The sequence below is a fragment of the Mycobacterium dioxanotrophicus genome (assembly GCF_002157835.1).
GTDB classification, from domain to species: Bacteria; Actinomycetota; Actinomycetes; order Mycobacteriales; family Mycobacteriaceae; genus Mycobacterium; species Mycobacterium dioxanotrophicus.
The window spans coordinates 6,347,133-6,363,074 of record NZ_CP020809.1 but is presented as its reverse complement, the minus strand read 5'-3'; the positions used below and the strand labels follow the sequence as shown (position 1 = coordinate 6,363,074).

Annotated in this window: 17 protein-coding genes and 1 tRNA gene; 6 read left to right on the top strand and 12 right to left on the bottom strand. The window is 66.8% G+C overall.

The genetic code is table 11. From position 1 onward, the window contains the following. Positions 1-89 precede the first annotated feature (89 nt). Complete coding sequence (locus BTO20_RS31055) at positions 90-524, top strand: YdeI/OmpD-associated family protein (protein ID WP_087079694.1); 435 nt, start codon at positions 90-92, stop codon at positions 522-524. Here BTO20_RS31055 and BTO20_RS31050 read toward each other — a convergent pair. The 4 genes from BTO20_RS31050 to BTO20_RS31035 are packed head-to-tail and all read right to left on the bottom strand — an operon-like array spanning position 502 to position 4,907. Further along, positions 502-996: a (2Fe-2S)-binding protein gene (locus tag BTO20_RS31050; RefSeq protein WP_087079693.1), complete on the bottom strand. Its 495-nt coding sequence runs from the start codon at positions 994-996 to the stop codon at positions 502-504. The two genes, BTO20_RS31055 and BTO20_RS31050, sit on opposite strands and share 23 nt — an antisense overlap. Further along, a complete protein-coding gene (locus tag BTO20_RS31045; protein ID WP_087079692.1) occupies positions 989-1,864 on the bottom strand; it encodes an FAD binding domain-containing protein in 876 nt (291 codons plus the stop codon). Before BTO20_RS31045 ends, BTO20_RS31050 begins: the two co-directional genes overlap by 8 nt. Continuing rightward, the gene (locus tag BTO20_RS31040; protein ID WP_087079691.1) at positions 1,861-2,559 is read right to left on the bottom strand and encodes an SRPBCC family protein; all 699 of its coding nucleotides are present in this window, start codon (positions 2,557-2,559) and stop codon (positions 1,861-1,863) included. Before BTO20_RS31040 ends, BTO20_RS31045 begins: the two co-directional genes overlap by 4 nt. Positions 2,560-2,561: 2 nt before the next feature. After that, a complete protein-coding gene (locus BTO20_RS31035) occupies positions 2,562-4,907 on the bottom strand; it encodes a xanthine dehydrogenase family protein molybdopterin-binding subunit (protein WP_087079690.1) in 2,346 nt (781 codons plus the stop codon). A gap of 131 nt (positions 4,908-5,038) precedes the next feature. Between BTO20_RS31035 and BTO20_RS31030 the strand changes: the two genes are divergently transcribed. Beyond that, a complete protein-coding gene (locus tag BTO20_RS31030; RefSeq protein WP_087079689.1) occupies positions 5,039-5,653 on the top strand; it encodes a M15 family metallopeptidase in 615 nt (204 codons plus the stop codon). Between the two features lie 248 nt (positions 5,654-5,901). Beyond that, positions 5,902-7,044 carry a glycoside hydrolase 5 family protein gene (locus tag BTO20_RS31025; RefSeq protein ID WP_198344123.1) on the top strand — a complete coding sequence of 381 codons (1,143 nt, stop codon included), beginning with the start codon at positions 5,902-5,904 and terminating at the stop codon, positions 7,042-7,044. On the opposite strand, the gene BTO20_RS31020 is transcribed toward BTO20_RS31025, so the two are convergent. From BTO20_RS31020 to BTO20_RS31010, 3 genes are read right to left on the bottom strand one after another with little or no spacing between them, the layout of a single operon-like run. Next, positions 7,041-8,780, bottom strand: a complete 1,740-nt coding sequence (locus BTO20_RS31020; RefSeq protein WP_087079688.1) for a DUF885 domain-containing protein — start codon at positions 8,778-8,780, stop codon at positions 7,041-7,043. The genes BTO20_RS31025 and BTO20_RS31020 overlap by 4 nt on opposite strands. Positions 8,781-8,794: 14 nt before the next feature. Beyond that, the gene (locus BTO20_RS31015; protein WP_087079687.1) at positions 8,795-9,580 is read right to left on the bottom strand and encodes an enoyl-CoA hydratase/isomerase family protein; all 786 of its coding nucleotides are present in this window, start codon (positions 9,578-9,580) and stop codon (positions 8,795-8,797) included. Further along, the gene (locus BTO20_RS31010) at positions 9,577-10,485 is read right to left on the bottom strand and encodes an RNA polymerase sigma-70 factor (protein ID WP_087079686.1); all 909 of its coding nucleotides are present in this window, start codon (positions 10,483-10,485) and stop codon (positions 9,577-9,579) included. Before BTO20_RS31010 ends, BTO20_RS31015 begins: the two co-directional genes overlap by 4 nt. A gap of 118 nt (positions 10,486-10,603) precedes the next feature. On the opposite strand from BTO20_RS31010, the gene BTO20_RS31005 reads away from it, so the two are divergent. Further along, positions 10,604-10,972, top strand: coding sequence for a DoxX family protein (locus BTO20_RS31005; RefSeq protein ID WP_232490906.1), 369 nt, complete (start codon positions 10,604-10,606; stop codon positions 10,970-10,972). Here BTO20_RS31005 and BTO20_RS31000 read toward each other — a convergent pair. The 4 genes from BTO20_RS31000 to BTO20_RS30985 all read right to left on the bottom strand — a co-directional run bounded on the left by BTO20_RS31000 (position 10,969) and on the right by BTO20_RS30985 (position 13,186). Continuing rightward, positions 10,969-11,577, bottom strand: coding sequence for a dihydrofolate reductase family protein (locus tag BTO20_RS31000; RefSeq protein ID WP_087079685.1), 609 nt, complete (start codon positions 11,575-11,577; stop codon positions 10,969-10,971). The two genes, BTO20_RS31005 and BTO20_RS31000, sit on opposite strands and share 4 nt — an antisense overlap. A gap of 40 nt (positions 11,578-11,617) precedes the next feature. Continuing rightward, positions 11,618-12,022: an HNH endonuclease family protein gene (locus BTO20_RS30995; protein WP_087079684.1), complete on the bottom strand. Its 405-nt coding sequence runs from the start codon at positions 12,020-12,022 to the stop codon at positions 11,618-11,620. Between the two features lie 47 nt (positions 12,023-12,069). After that, positions 12,070-12,141 (bottom strand) — tRNA-Thr (locus BTO20_RS30990). Positions 12,142-12,163: 22 nt separating this feature from the next. Next, positions 12,164-13,186 (bottom strand): hypothetical protein, encoded by a 1,023-nt coding sequence (locus BTO20_RS30985; protein WP_087079683.1) that lies wholly within the window; start codon positions 13,184-13,186, stop codon positions 12,164-12,166. Between the two features lie 127 nt (positions 13,187-13,313). Here BTO20_RS30985 and BTO20_RS30980 point away from each other — a divergent pair, with 127 nt between their 5' ends. Both BTO20_RS30980 and BTO20_RS30975 read left to right on the top strand, forming a co-directional pair. Then, positions 13,314-14,033: a response regulator transcription factor gene (locus BTO20_RS30980; protein WP_029374156.1), complete on the top strand. Its 720-nt coding sequence runs from the start codon at positions 13,314-13,316 to the stop codon at positions 14,031-14,033. Between the two features lie 58 nt (positions 14,034-14,091). Then, positions 14,092-15,534 (top strand): sensor histidine kinase, encoded by a 1,443-nt coding sequence (locus BTO20_RS30975; protein WP_087082925.1) that lies wholly within the window; start codon positions 14,092-14,094, stop codon positions 15,532-15,534. Here the strand turns inward: BTO20_RS30975 and BTO20_RS30970 are convergent. Next, positions 15,494-15,910 carry an HIT family protein gene (locus BTO20_RS30970; RefSeq protein WP_087079682.1) on the bottom strand — a complete coding sequence of 139 codons (417 nt, stop codon included), beginning with the start codon at positions 15,908-15,910 and terminating at the stop codon, positions 15,494-15,496. The two genes, BTO20_RS30975 and BTO20_RS30970, sit on opposite strands and share 41 nt — an antisense overlap. Positions 15,911-15,942 lie beyond the last annotated feature (32 nt).

Genomic DNA, 15,942 nt, shown 5'->3' with positions numbered 1-15,942 from the left:
ACTGGCCACTGGTCACTACTTGCCCAACCCGATCAATCCAATCCTCATGACTCCACTCCTACCGGGTTAGTTTGGAGTCGGGAGGGCTCATGAAATTCTCGACGGAAATGCTCCAGATGGGCAACAACACCGGCATCGAGGTTCCTGCCGAGGTGGTGGAGGCGCTCGGTGCCGGCAAGCGTCCGGCTGTGGTGGTCGACGTCAACGGCTATCGGTACCGCTCGACCGTCGCCCCGATGGGCGGAAAGTACCTCATCCCGTTCAGTGCCGAACGGCGCACCGAATCCGGCATCAACGGGGGCGACGCGATAGATGTCGAGTTGACCGTCGACACCGAGCCGCGCCTCGTCGAGGCACCCGAGGATCTGCGCGCTGCGCTCGACGCGTCACCCGCAGCGGCCAAGCGCTGGGAGGCGCTGTCCTACAGCAAGCAGAAGGGCCACGTCACCGCGGTGGAAGGTGCCAAGGCAGCCGACACCCGGGCCCGTCGCATCGCGAAAGTCATTGCTGAGCTGGAGAGTTGAGCTCTGCGGTCTCACCGGCCCGCCGTACCGCGGTGATGATGCCCTGATAGCCGGTGCACCGGCAGAAGTTGCCGGAGAGCCCCTCGCGGATCTCGGCCTCGGTCGGTGCGGGGTTGTCCCGCAGCAGCGCGGTGATCGAGGTGACGAAACCCGGTGTGCAGAAGCCGCATTGCAGCCCGTGGCACTCCTTGAGCGCGGCCTGTACCGGCGAGAGCTCACCGTCGGGACCCTCGATCCCCTCCACGGTCGTCACCTCCTGGCCGTCCACCTGCACCGCGAAGATCAGGCACGACCGCACGGCCTGACCGTCCAGCAGCACGGTGCAGGCACCGCACGCGCCGTGTTCACAGCCGAGGTGCGTGCCCGTGAGCCCGCAGTTCTCCCTCAGGAAATCCGCGAGGGTGACGCGGGGCTCGACCATGCTGCGGTAATCGCGGCCGTTGACCGAAACCGCAACCGGCAGTTCATGCATTGAGCGCCTCCACGCTTGCGTGTTTCCAGGCCCGGGCCACCATGGTGGCACCGACGCGCGCCCGATAGGACGCCGAGCCCTGAAGGTCCGAAGGGATGTCGGTCAGTGTCGACATCGCGAGTTCGCCGATGCGCTCGGCGGTCACGTCGCCGATCGGCATTCCGGTCGCCGCGGCTTCGGCCGCGGTGGCCCGCTTCGGCGTCGAACCCAGGCCGAGCAGGCCGATGCCGCACCTGTGCACCCGGTTGTCGTCGTCGAGCTCGATACCTACCACGGCGCCGGCGATGGCGAAATCACCGTGGCGGCGGGCGAACTCCTCGACCGCGAAGCCACTGCGCGAAGACCACACGGGAAACCGTACGGCGGTGAGGATCTCGTCGGCGGCCAGTGAGGTCTCCCACAGCCCGGTGAAGAACTCACTCGCCGGGATCGCGCGGGTGCCGCGCGGTGAGGTGGCCTCGATCGTGGCGTCGAGCGCCAGTGCCACAGCCGCGTATTCGGCGGCCGGGTCGGCGTGGGCGATCGCGCCGCCGAGCGTGCCGCGCGTACGGATCTGGAAGTGCCCGATGTGCGGGGTGGCCAGGGTGAGCAGCGGAACCGCTTCGGCCACTTCGTCGTCGAGGCCGACCAGCGCATGGGGCGTGGCGGCGCCGATCACCACCTCGTCGCCGCGCCGGTCGATATCGTTGAGCCCGGCGACACGGGATATGTCGATGAGGTTGTCGAAATGTGTCAGCCGCATGGCCAGCATCGGCACCAGGCTCTGCCCGCCGGCCAGGATTTTCGCGTTGTCGCCGTACTCACCGAGCAAGGCGACCGCGTCGTCGATACCGGTCGGCCGGTGATAGGCGAACGGTGCGGCTTTCACGACACCAACCGGAGCAGCGCGGCATGCAGATCCTCGGGCGTCGGGACCGGGTGCCGAGGGGTTCGCCGGCCGGCCCGTCCCAGCAGGTAGCCGAGCACACCCGCGACGGCGACGGCGCCGACGGTCGGGGCGAACCGCTTGGCCATCGGCACCGCCATCACCTTGGCCAGCGCGATCGCGTTGATCGGGGCGCCCTGCTGAGCTCCGGGTGTGCTTGGCGCCGAGTCGGTTTCGGCCGCGGGCGCGGTACCGGCGAGCAGTTCGGCCTCGAGACTGTTGGCGAACTGGTCGATCAGGCTTGCGGCGACATCGCTCAGCACGCTGCGGCCGAACTGCGCGGCCTTCCCGGAGATGGTCAGGTCGGTGGTGACCGAGACAAGCGTGCCTGCGGTGCCGTCGTCTTTCAATTGGGCGGTGACGACGGCGGCGGCGCTGCCATTGCCGCGGGTCTCCTTGCCGTTGGCCTTGAGCACGACGCGCTGGGCCTGCGCATCCTTCTCCTGAAAGGCCGCGTTGCCTTGATAGGACACGGTGATGGGTCCGACCTTGACCTTGACGGCGCCGGTGAAGTCGTCACCGTCGACACTCAGCAGCGTCGCGCCCGGCAGGCAGGGGGCCACGCGTTCGACGTCGGTGAGCACCTCCCAGGTCTTCGCCGCAGGCACCGCGACCCGGAATTCGTTGTTGAGCTCCACGGCTAGTGGTCCTTCCCTTCGGATCGTTCGAGTGCCGCGACGATGGCGGCCGGGCTTGCGGGCAGGGTTGTCAGAGTGACTCCGAGCGGGGCCAGGGCGTCGTTGATCGCGTTGATCACGGCGGGCGTGGATCCGATGGCGCCGCCCTCACCGGCTCCCTTGTAGCCACCCACGCCAGGCCCGGGGATCTCGACGTGGCCGTACTCGATGAGCGGCACCTCGGTGGCGGTGGGCAGCAGATAGTCGACAAAGGTTGAGGAGAGCGGATTTCCGGCCTCGTCGTAGGAGAGCTGTTCGAGCAGGGCGCCCCCGATACCCTGCACGGTGCCGCCGGCGATCTGCCCTTCGACGACGTTCGGGTTGATCATCGGGCCGACGTCTTCGCTGACGATGTAGCGGGTGATGTGGACCCGGCCGGTGTCCAGATCCACTTCGCACGTACAGGCGTGGGTGGCGTTGGCCCAGTGGATCGGTGCGGTCGGTGGCGCGGTGAAGCGGGCCGTGGCCTCCAGCGTCGCCGACATGCCCGGCGGCAGCTGCTGCGGCTCGTAGTATGCGCGGTAGGCGAGATCGGCGAAGGTGACGGCCTTTTCGGTGTCTCCGCGAGCGACCGCTCGTGATCCGGCGAGTTCGATCTCGGCTTCTTCGACGCCGAGCCTGGCCGCGGCCATGGCGACGAGTTGCTTGCGCAGGATGGTGCCTGCCTCATTGACCGCTCCGGCGGTCATCGGCGCGCTGCGGCTGCCTTGCGTGCCCGCGCCGTACGGCGTCACCGCCGTGTCGCCCTGGATGGTGGCGACGTCGGTGATATCGGCGCCCAGGGCATCGGCGGTGAGCTGAATGACGGTGGTCTCCAAACTGTTTCCAGTCGAACCACCGTTGACGTAGACGTTGATCTTTCCCGTCGGCTCCATCCGGATCGTGCAGCCCTCGGTGGCCAGGTGGCCGGTGGCCGCACCCGTCGGCTCGATGTAGGCGGAGAAACCCAGCCCGAGGTAGCGGCCCTGGGCGAGCGCCTCGGCCTGTTCCTTGCGGAAGCCCTCATGGTCGAGGATCTTCACCGCCTGTTCGAAGGTCTCGATCGGGGCGACGTGGTCATAGGGCATGCCGTTGGGGTTGAAGTACGGCATCTCGTCGCGGCGCAACAGGTTGCGGCGGCGCAGCTCCACCGGGTCGAGGCCCATCTTGCGGGCCGCGACGTCGAGAAGTATTTCCCGCGTGAGGGTTTCGTACTGCCACGGCCCGCGGTAGGCGTGCAGGCCCGCGGTGTTGGAGAACACCGTCTTGTAGTTGAAGCTGGCCTTGGGTACGCGGTACGGACCGGGAAAGAACATGCCGATGGCCGCGGTGGTCAGCACCGGATACGGGGTGGGGTAGGAGCCGACGTCCTGGATGAAGTCGATGTCGGCGGCCAGGATGGTGCCGTCGTCGTCGAACGCCATCCGCACGTCGCCGTCGACGTGCCGGGATTGCCCGGCGGACATCAGGTTTTCCCGGCGGTCCTCGATCCACTTCAGCGGGCTCGGAACCTTGCGGGCGGCCAGCATGATGCACATGTCCTCGCGCATCGGCACCACCTTCTGCCCGAAACCGCCGCCGGTGTCGCGCATGATGACGCGGACGTGCTGGGCCGGGATGCCCAGCAGCCGAGCTCCGAAGGCCCGCAGTTCGTGAGGAGTCTGGGTGGACGCCCAGATGGTCAGTTCGCCGGTCGACGCCGCCCATTCGACGACCATGCCGCGGGTCTCGATCGGCACCGGAACGTACATCTGTTGGTAGATATGCTCTTTGACCACATGGGCGGCCGAAGCGAAGGTGTCCTCGTCGGGTGGTGCCCCCGCGAGACCGCCCGCGTTGTTGTCCGGATACGCCGCGTGCACCGCGATGTCGGAGGTCAGCGCGTCACGGAAATCGGCGATGGCGGGTAGCGGGTCGTAGCCGACGTCGACCAGGTCGGCGGCATCCTCGGCGACGTACCGGCTCTCGGCGATCACGAGGGCGACGGGGTCGCCGACGAATTTGACCTCGCCCTCGGCCAGCGGCGGCCGTGGCGTGTCCGGCATGTCCTTGCCGGCCACGGCATGCCAGGCCTCCTTGACGTCGGGGTTCAGATCGGCCGCGGTGAACACAGCGCGGACGCCGGGCAGGGCGAGTGCCGCAGCGGTGTCGATGCCCGTGATGGTGGCGCGTGCGAAGGGGCTGCGGACGAAACAGGCGTGCAGCATGCCGGGGCGGGTGATGTCGTCGACGAAGGTGCCGCGACCGGTGAGCAATCGGGTGTCCTCGACGCGCTCGATCCGCCGGCCTGCATAGCGGGTACTGACGGTCCCGGATGTGGCTGACGCCATGTATCGCTCCGATTCGTGGGCTACTTCTGCGCGTAAGTAGAGCATGATTATCGTACAACGGAAGGAAATCTTCCTCTAGAAGAGAGTGGCATTTCCACTGCGATCGCGACCGACCTTTAGGCTTGCCGACTATGCGTCCCATCGCGTTCGGACTGCTGGTGACCGCGGCTGCCGTGCTGGCTCCGACACCCGCGGCGTCGGCCGTGCCCGCGGCCGACGCCGGTCTCGTCGACATCCACACCGTGGTGCCCGATGCGATCGTCGACCTGCGCTACGCCACCACGGACAACTTCGTCGGCCAGCAGCTCTACCCGGCCGACGCCCACTGCCTCGTGCACGAATCCATGGCGGCCGGGCTGGCCGCGGCCGCCGCGGCACTGCGCCCTGACCGGCTGGTGTTCTGGGACTGCTACCGCCCGCACGAAGTACAGGTCCGAATGTTCCAGGCCGTGCCTGATCCGAACTGGGTGGCGCGGCCCGGCACGTCGGCGCGCAGTCACGAGGCCGGTCGCTCGGTGGACGTGACCATCGCGGGCGTCGACATGGGAACAGGGTTCGACGACTTCACGCCGCGGGCCAAGGCGTATGCGACCGACGGTGTCAGTCCCACCGAGCAGGCCAACCGAGCCCGTCTGCGGCAGGCCATGCAGTCCGGAGGGCTCTCGGTGTACTCGGGGGAGTGGTGGCACTTCGACGGCCCGGGCGCAGCCGAGCCACGACCGTTTCTCGACGTCCCCCTCGACTGAACCGGGATCACCCGCAGCGCCTCATCTTTCGCGATGAACCACCTCTGACGGAGGTGCCAATTTTCACTCGGGGCGACGTCAGCCACGAGGTTCGGGTCACAGACGCATCGAGACGTTTCGCCTCGAGGTTGTCCCGGGTATGCGTTTGCGTGTGCACACGACCCTGATGGATAACGATTTGAAACCTCAACGATTTCAAAGTGATACGAGAGACGAAGCCCATCCTCCGCACACACTACGGTCACTTGGTGCACCGTCGAACGGCCCTGAAACTCCCGCTGGCGCTGGCAGCCGCCGCGGCTCTACCCGCCATGTCCGCGATGCCTAGCGCCGGCGCAGACACCGGGCGGTGGCCGGCCGACCGCGCCAACGCGTGGTACCAGGCCCAGGGCTGGTTGGTCGGTGCCAACTTCATCACGTCGACCGCGATCAACCAGATCGAGATGTTTCAGGCAGGCACGTACGACCCGCGGCGCATCGACGCCGAACTGGGTGCGGCCCGGCTGCTGGGGTTCAACACTGTACGGGTCTTTCTTCATGATCTGCTGTGGGCGCAGGACCGCGGTGGATTCCAAAGCAGGCTGGCGCAATTCGTCGGTCTCTCGGCGAACCACGGCATCAAACCGCTGTTCGTGTTCTTCGACTCGTGCTGGGATCCCTATCCGCGGCTCGGTGCCCAGCGGGCGCCGCGACCCGGCGTGCACAACTCGGGCTGGGTGCAGAGTCCCGGCGCCGAGCGCATCGCCGATCCTCGGTATCGGCAGGTCCTCTACGACTATGTGACGGGCGTGATCGGCCAGTTCCGCAACGACCAAAGGGTGCTCGGCTGGGACCTGTGGAATGAGCCCGACAACCCCGCGGGCCAGTACCGTTCCGTCGAACGCAAAGACAAGCAGCAGCAGGTCGGAGCGCTGCTCCCGCTGGTGTTCCAGTGGGCGCGGTCGGTCAATCCGGCCCAGCCGCTGACCAGTGGTGTCTGGCAAGGCAGTTGGGGATCCGGTGACCGCAGTGCGATGAGCGGCTTCCAGCTCGACAACTCCGACATCATCACGTTCCACTCTTACGGCACGCCCGATCAGTTCGAAGCGCGGATCGGGGAGTTGGCGCCGCTGGGGAGACCGATCCTGTGCACCGAGTACCTGGCCCGCACGCTCGGCAGCACCATCGAAGGCGTGCTGCCGGTTGCCAAGCGGCACAACGTCGGCGCCTACACCTGGGGGTTGGTGGCCGGGAAGACCCAGACGTACTTCCCGTGGGATTCCTGGAGCCATCCCTACAAGACTTTGCCGAAGGTGTGGTTCAGCGACCTGCTGCAGCCCGACGGCCGGCCCTATCGCGACAGTGAATACCAGACGCTGCGCAAGCTCACGAGCACGCCCGGGGCGACCTAGAACAGATCGCCGGTCTCACCGAGCATCGCCCTACGGATCAGTGGCAAGGGCAGAGGCCCGATCTTCACGAAGGCGTCGTGGAAGCCCTTGAGTGAGTAGGCGTCGCCCATCTTCGCCTGGTAGTCGTCGCGTAGTTTCAGGATCGCCAGTTTGCCCATGGTGTAGTAGCCGTACGTCGCATCTGACGTGCCGCGTTTGGCTTCCGACTCCGCCACCGGCGCAGGCTCGTACGCCTGCTCGACGAACATCTGCTGCGCCTGCTCGACCGTCATCCCCTCGGTGTGCATCTTGATCCCGACGATGAAGCGGACATCGCGCAGCAGTGCATCCTGCAGCTGCGCCAGCCGATCTCGCGGATCGCCACCGTGCAGGCCCTCGTCGAGCATCATCTGCTCGCAGTAGTGCGCCCAGCCCTCGAAATTGCTGGCCGCGCTGAACACCTTGCGGACGTCGGAGGGGTAGTCCTTGGCGTAGAGGAACTGCAGGTAGTGCCCGGGCCACACCTCGTGCACCGACACATTGCTGATCGCCGGGCGGTACCACTGCGCCATGAACTCGTCCTGCTCGGACTTCGGCCAGCTCGGATCCGGCAGGGTCATGTTGAAATACGCTTCGGTCGCGACCTTTTCGAACGGACCGGGGATGTCCATCGACGCCGACGTGGTGGCCCGCAGGAAGGGCGGGGTCTCCACCACTCGAGCCGCAGGCGCCTGCGGGATGTCGGCGATCTGCTTGTCGCGGACGAACTGCTCGATGCTGTCGAGATTGCTTTGCGTCACAGCGAGCAGCTGCGTCGGTGGCGGGTAGTCCTTCTGCACATCGGCCAGCACATCCACCGGCGCCTTGGCGGGGTCGATCGCATGGGCCGCGTCGGCGAACGCCTGCTGGTTGCGCTTGAGGTCTGCCTCCGCGATGGTCAACAGATCCGGTAGCGGTGTGGTGATCATCTCGTCGGCGGCCAGCACCTTCCGATAGGTGTCCGGGCCGTACGCGAACGATCCATTGGACCGGGGCAGCAGGTCGTTCTGCAGCCAGGTCTTGTAGTCGTCGAGCGCGGCGACCACCGCAGCGTTTGCCGTCGCGAAATCCGCAAGCAGTGCCTGGTCTTTCACTCCGGTGAAGGCCGCAGGCACATCGTGGGCGAAGAAGTCCCGGTTGCCGTCGAGCTGGTCGATGGCGATCTGGGTGTAGATCCGCGGCGGATCGTCGAGGTTGTCCCGGGCCTCGGACAAGGCGTTCGGCATCAGCTTCAACCGGTTGGTCAGTGACCGCAGGCGCTGCTCCGGCGGCGCGAAATTGCGGGAGATCATGACGAAGGCGTCATTGGTGATCCCGCTGCTGTAGGCGTCGGGGTCCTTCGCCCAGCGGCGAACAACCTGATCTTGCAACAGGATTCCATCCAGCGCGTGTTTGGTCTGCTCGAGATCGAGTTGATCGTCGAAGGTCAGGGCGTCGGCGTCGATTCCGTCGAGGCGCGACCGGAAGGACTTCACGGCTTCGGCCTCGGCGGTCACGGCGGCAGCCGAGTAGTCGGGAATCACGTCGTCGTACTTGTGGATACCCAGCGACGTGGCGTGGGAAGGATTCTGCCGGTAAGTGTATTCGAGGATTTCGGCGGTGAGCTGCTGGAAAGCGGTGTCGCCGGAACCGGCCTCGGGTTCGGTGCGTTTGTCGCATGCCTGCAGAAAACCGATGGCGAGGACGAGAACCGTGAGCGTTGACCCCAGACGCTTCATGGTCGGAGGCTAAGTCACCGGGCGTCCGATGGGAAACCCTTCCTGAAATCCGCTGAGCTCAGACAGCGGGCCTGGGCTTCGACGGCGACCCGCAAGGCGGCTGCCGGCCCCAGGTGGCGGCCGGCCTCGATGGCGGCCCGCGCACCCCGGACGGCGAGCGGCGGTTGGGCGGCCAGCCGGTCAGCGAATTCGGCAGCAGCGGAATCGAGTTCGTCGCCAGGAACGACGCGGTTCGCCAGCCCGATGCGCAACGACTCTGCCGCATCGATGATTTCACCGAGCAGGATCAGCTCACGGGCGCGACCTTCACCGACGATGCGCGGAAACCGGAAGGTGGCACCCATATCCGGAAGCAGGCCGAAGCGTGATTCGGTGAGACCGACGCGGGCGTCGGCGGCGAAGATCCGGAAGTCGCAGGCCAGCGCCAATTGAAGACCCGCGCCGTAGGCGTGGCCACGCACGGCCGCGACGCTGGGGCAGGGCAGCTGAGGGATGAACTCGAAGACCCCGGCCACAGTCAGGCCCAGCTCGAACGTTTCGGCGTCGGGTGTGCGGGCGACGAACTGTGCCAACGTGCCCGTCATCGCCTCGGCCAGGTCCAGCCCCGCCGAGAACGACGGTCCCGCGCCCCTCACGACCAGGCACCGCAGCGTGTCGTCATCGGCCAACAGCGCGCCGAGACGACCGAGGTCTTCGCGCATCTGCGGGTTCAGCGCGTTGAGTTTGGCCGGACGGTTCAATGTCAGGGTTCCGACGTCGGCGCGCCGCGAATAATCGATGGTCTCGTAGTCCGGGGTCATCGCGTCGCCCGCCGGGCCAAGGGGGAGAGCGGGAAGCCGAGGTGGTCCAGCTTGTCCGGATTGATCACCGAGCGGACCGTGCAGATGCTGTCGCCCTCGACGTCGACGGTCAGCACGTTGATGAGCGCGCCGTCGGGGTCGAAGGCCAGCAGCCCGGGTTGCCCGTTGACCAGTGAGCGCTGGAGCCGCGCGCCGACTCCGCGATACGCCCGCACGATCCCGGCCAGCACCCGCTGGACCCGGTCGCATCCGAACACCGGTCGCGGCAGGCCCCGACCTTGTCCGCCACCATTGCCGTAGAACGCCACGTCGGCAGCCAACAGCTGCACGAGATTCTCGAGGTCGCCGTCTTCGGCGGCGCGGAAGAACCGGTCGGCCAACTCGGTGCGGTGCGCGGCGTCGACATCGAACCGGTGCCGCCCGGCCTCGATGTGCCGACGGGCCCGGTTGAGCAGCTGGCGGCAATTCGCGGGTTCTTTTCCGACGATGCCTGCGATGTCGTCGTAGTCGTAGGCGAACACCTCACGCAGCAGGAACACCGCGCGTTCCACCGGCGAGAGGGTTTCCAGGAGCACCAGGAATGCCATCGACAGCGAATCCGACGTCGCCGCCAGCTCTGCGACGTCCGGATCGGCGGACGTGAGCAACGGCTCGGGAAGCCAAGGGCCGATGTAGGTTTCGCGCTGCACCCGGGCAGAACGCAGATGGTCGATGGCCAGCCGCGTCGTGATCGTCGTCAGCAGTGAACGCGGTGACTCCGCCTCGCTGCCACGGTCCAGATAGTCGAAGTAACGCAGGTACGCGGCCTGCACGGTGTCTTCGGCGTCGGTGACGCTGCCCAGCATCCGGTAGGCGATCGAGAACAGCAGCGGCCGCAGCTCGGCGGGGTCTTCCCGGTCAGTCATGGCACCTCCCTGTCTTCCCCATAGACGATCCGCAGAGCGCATCTGTGACACCGGCGCGCATGTCACAGGCGACGGCGGTTGTCCGTCATCAGGTCTGCACACCCAGACGAGAAGGGCCATGACCATGAACACCGCACTCTGGACCGCGCAACTCATCCTGGCCGCGACATTCGCGTTGTCCGGCACGGTCAAACTCACCATGAGTCGACAACGGCTGCTGGACACCGGTCAGACCGGGATAGCCATGTTCCCCATGCCGGTGGTCCGGTTCACCGCGGCCATGGAGTTGCTCGCGGTGATCGGGTTGGTGGCGCCGGGACTCACCCGCATCGGCTTGCTGTTCACCCCGCTTGCAGCCGCCGGACTCTGCGTGGTGATGATCGGCGCCGCCTGGGCGCACAGCCGACTGCATGAGCCGCGCAGCGTGCTGGCCAACGCCGTGCTGTTCGGGCTGGCCGCGTTCGTATTTATCGGGCGACTGCTCTAGCGAGTGAACCGGTAGCGGACGTGCGTCGCCAACGGCGAATGCTCGGTCTCGACGAGCTCAAGCTCATTGACCGTGGTCTCGTCGAAGATGCGTTCCCCGTGTCCCAGCAGCACCGGGATGATGTCGAGGCTCAGCTCGTCGAGTTCGCCGGCCGCGAGGGCCTGACGGACCGCGGAGGCGCCGCCGGCGATGTCGACGTCACCATCGCCTGCAGCGCGGGCCTGCGCCAATGCGTCGCCGATGCCGCCGGTGACGAAATGGAATGTGGTGCCGCCCGCCATCTCGATGGGGTCGTGCTCGTAGTGCGTCAGCACGAAAACTGGTGCGTGGTAAGGAGGTTCGTCACCCCACCAGCCACGCCACTGCTCACCGTCGGTCTCCCAGTCGCCACGGATCGGTCCGAACATGTTGCGGCCCATCACATATGCCCCACGAGGGCGAAGCAGGTTCGCGGTCCAGCGGGCGTCGACGTCGTGCTGAGGTTGTTCGAGGTGCCATCGATGCAGCCGCATGCCGCCGCGGCCGATCGGGTCGTCACGCGACTGGTCAGGGCCTGCGACGAAGCCGTCCAGTGAGATCGACATGTGTGCGGTGGTGAAGGTCATGTACGAGTAGACCGCAGGCGGGCCACAAAATCATCTGTGGCTAGTACGACTGCCCGTTGGCATATCGCTCGCGGCGGTAGTGGCGCCCGTTGCCGCGGTTGCGACTCTTGTACGTCGGCAGCTGAGAGTCACAGTTCGGGCAGATCAGCCGCAGGTTGTCCCGGCGGTTGTTGGTCGCATTGCCATCCATGTGATCCAGCACCAACACCAGCGGCAGGCCCTGCCATGTGGTGGCGCCACCGCAGATCGCGCAGCAGCCTTCCTGAGCCTCGACGAGGTACTGCCGGATGTAGTGCCCCTGGTGCCCGTCGATCCGTGCCTTGCCGGAGTCGAGCCAACGTTTCGTGCTCGCCTGGCGGCGGGCCGATGCCTGGCATGAGTTACCGCAGTAGACCTTTTGGCTGCGCTTCGTCAGTGGGCCACCGCAGCCCAAACATTGCCTCATGCGCGGACATTACGACGAGCCACTGACAAGCTGCCGCACTGGTTTTGAGCCCCCGGTCAGGATTGAACTGACGGCCTACGCTTTACAAGAGCGTTGCTCTACCACTGAGCTACGGAGGCGGACGGCGTCTATCTTAACGGGTCACATGTCTTGGTCGATGACCCGCTGCGACGCGACCACGCGGGCCGCGGTGCGGCGGCGTTGCCGGGAGAGTGGGATCCGGTCGGCGATGTTGCTCAGCGGGTTGACCACTGCGGTCAGCGACAGGACCGCGTCGTGCAGCGTGTCGACCATCGGGGCCAGCGCTTCCAGGCCGGGCACCAGGCGGTTGAGGGTGTCGGAAAGGTCGACGAGCTTGGCCAGCGGCCCGTCGGGATCCGCCAGGGTCTCCAAGAGGCCGTCGTCGGCAAGCAGTTTGTCGACGACGCCGTCCTCGCGCAGCAGCCGCTCGATGAGGCCCTCGTCGGCGAGCAGCTGATCGGCCAGCCCACCGGGCGAGACGACCCGTGACAGCGCGCCGTTCTCGGTGGTCAGCCGGTCCATCAGACCGCCTTCGGAGGTGACCTGATCGACCAGGCCGCCTTCTTGCAGCGCGCGGTTGACAGGTCCGTTCTCGGCGAGAAGTTTGTCGGCGACGCCGTCCTCGCGCAGGATCCGCTCGACGATTCCGTTCTTGGCGATCAGTCGGTCGGCCAGACCGCCGGGCGCCAGTACCCGCGACACGACGCCGTCTTCGGCGGTGAGGCGGTCGGCGAGCCCGCCCTCGGCGGTGATCTGATCGACGAGGCCACCCTCGGCGAGCGCGCGTGACACCGGACCGGTGTCGGAGTTGAGCCGATCGAGGAGGCCGCCGGGTTTGGTCAGCTGGTCCACCAGGCCGCCGGGCTGCAGTAACTGATTGAGCGGGCCTTCCGGAGCGAGCGCCCGCCCGATGGGGGCGTCGTCGTCCATGAGGTGGGCCAGCCGGTTTGCCCGGTCCACCGCGTCGTCGAGTCCGAGCAATCCGGCCACCGAGGGCTTGCCCTGGATGGGGTTGGCGTCGTTGAGCGAGCGTTGTACGACGTTGAGGGTGCCCCCGGCGATACCGAGGCCGAGGTCAGCGACGGCCAGACCGACCTTGACCGGGGCGGTGGCAACCTGGACCAGGGTTTTGCCGAGGTTCATGAGGCCAGTCTAGGTGCGTGTGGCAGGCATCACCCCGGGGGTTCTCACGGCTCATTGGAGCAAAACTTTCAGGAAGCTCACAGCTAGCGCGCAGGATTAAGTCATGCGGCAGCGGCAACATGGCAGGATGGCCATGCCAGCAGTACCCGAGAGCGTCCCTGAAGCACGGATCCTTGTCGTCGACGACGAGGCCAATATCGTGGAGTTGCTGTCCGTCAGCCTCAAATTCCAGGGCTTCGAGGTGCATACCGCGTCCAACGGCGCGGCTGCCCTCGACAAGGCCAGGGAAGTTCGTCCGGACGCGGTGATCCTGGACGTGATGATGCCCGGCATGGACGGCTTCGGTCTGTTGCGACGCTTGCGCGCCGACGGCATCGACGCCCCCGCGCTGTTCCTGACCGCGCGCGACAGCCTGCAGGACAAGATCGCCGGCCTCACCCTCGGCGGCGATGACTACGTCACCAAGCCGTTCAGTTTGGAAGAGGTGGTGGCCCGCCTGCGGGTGATCCTGCGCCGGTCCGGCCGTGGAGTAGAAGAGACCCGCGTCGCCCGGCTGTCCTTCGCCGACATCGAACTCGACGAAGACACCCACGAGGTATGGAAGGCCGGCGAGCCCGTCTCGCTGTCGCCGACCGAGTTCACGCTGCTGCGCTACTTCATCATTAATGCCGGCACGGTCTTGTCGAAGCCGAAGATTCTCGACCACGTGTGGCGCTACGACTTCGGCGGCGACGTCAACGTCGTCGAGTCCTACGTCTCCTACCTGCGCCGCAAGATCGACACCGGCGACAAGCGCCTGCTGCACACGTTGCGCGGCGTCGGCTATGTGCTGCGCGAGCCGCGCTGAGGACTCTCCGCGGCGAGGCGCGCAGACGGCAATTGTCCGGCGGCATACTTCTTGAGTGGTGTTAGACCGGGTTAACCGCGCGCGCGGACAGGGCGTGCCGCTGCGGGTCGGGTTGGTTGCCGCGGCCTTGGTGCTGGTGGCGTGCGGCTTGCTCGCGTCGGGCATCGCCGTCACCTCGATCATGCGGCACACCGAGGTCGACCGGATCGATCAGACGTTGCTCGACGCGTCACGCAGCTGGGCGCTGGAACCGCGACGGATGCCGTCCACGCCGATGGAAGGTCCGAACCCGGCTCGGCCGCCGTCGAACTTTTACGTACGTGGCGTCGACGAGGACGGCCGCACCTGGATCGCGATCAACGACCGGGAAGCCGAACCCGAACTGCCCGACGACAACGACGTCGGGCCCATCCCGGTGACCGTCGGGTCGATCGGGGACTCCAACATCCAATGGCGGGCGATGACCGTGCGGTCATCGGACGGCTCGCTCACCACGGTCGCTATCGACCTGTCCGACGTGCAGTCGTCGGTACGCGCACTGATCTGGTCGCAGATCGGGATCGGCGCGGCGGTGCTGCTGGTTCTCGGCATCGCCGGCTACGCCGTGGTGCACCGCAGCTTGCGCCCCCTGGTCGAGGTTGAACAGACCGCCGCCGCGATCGCGGCAGGGCAGCTCGATCGTCGTGTCCCCGAACGGGATCCGCGGACCGAAGTCGGCCGCTTGTCCCTGGCGCTCAACGGGATGCTCGCCCAGATCCAACGGGCGGTGGCGTCGTCAGAGGCGTCGGCGGAGCAGGCCCGCAGTTCCGAGGAGCGCATGCGACGGTTCATCACAGACGCCAGCCACGAGCTGCGCACACCGCTGACCACCATCCGCGGTTTCGCCGAGTTGTACCGGCAGGGCGCGGCCCGCGACACCGAGATGTTGATGGGCCGCATCGAAAGTGAGTCGCGGCGCATGGGCCTGCTCGTCGAGGACCTGTTGCTGCTGGCGCGCCTGGACGCCCAACGCCCGCTGGAACGCCGCCGGGTCGACCTGCTGACGTTGGCCACCGACGCTGTGCACGACGCGCAATCCATCGCACCCGAGCGCACGGTGTCCATGGAAGTGTTCGACGGGCCGGGAACACCGGAAGTGCTCGGTGACGACGCCCGCTTGCGGCAGGTATTGGGAAACCTGGTGGCCAACGCGCTGCAGCACACGCCGGAGACCGCCGGCATCACGGTGCGGGTGGGTACCGACGGGGACAACGCGGTGCTCGAGGTGTGCGACGAAGGTCCCGGCATGAGCCAGGAAGATGCGCGACGGGTCTTCGAGCGGTTCTACCGTGCCGACGTCTCACGCACTCGGGCCAGTGGCGGTACCGGACTGGGCCTGTCGATCGTCGATTCATTGGTGTACGCCCATGGCGGGACGGTGCGCGTGGTCACCGCCCCGGGCCAGGGCTGCCGCTTTACCGTCAGCCTGCCGCGGATTGCAGATCTGCCAGCGCGGCTGTGATCTTCGCCTGGGCCTCGTCGAGGGATTCCGCCGACGGGTTGTTGTCGACGTGGGCGAACCCGAAGTCGGACAGGTTGTAGGCGGGGAAGACGTGCACGTGCAGGTGCGGAACCTCAAGCCCGGCGATGATCACACCGGCGCGCTCCGCGCCGAAGGCCTTGCACACGGCCTTGCCGATCAGCTGGGACACCTCCATCACGCGCGCGAAAACGGCGGGCTCGACATCCTGCCAGTTGTCGATCTCGGCGCGGGGCACCACGAGCGTGTGGCCCTGGGTCATCGGGGCGATCGTCAGGAACGCGACGATCTCGTCGTCCTGATAGACGAATCGGCCCGGTAGTTCGCCGTTGATGATCTTGGTGAAGACGGTCGCCATGCCCCGAGCATAGTGAGCGACCCCCTGACCGT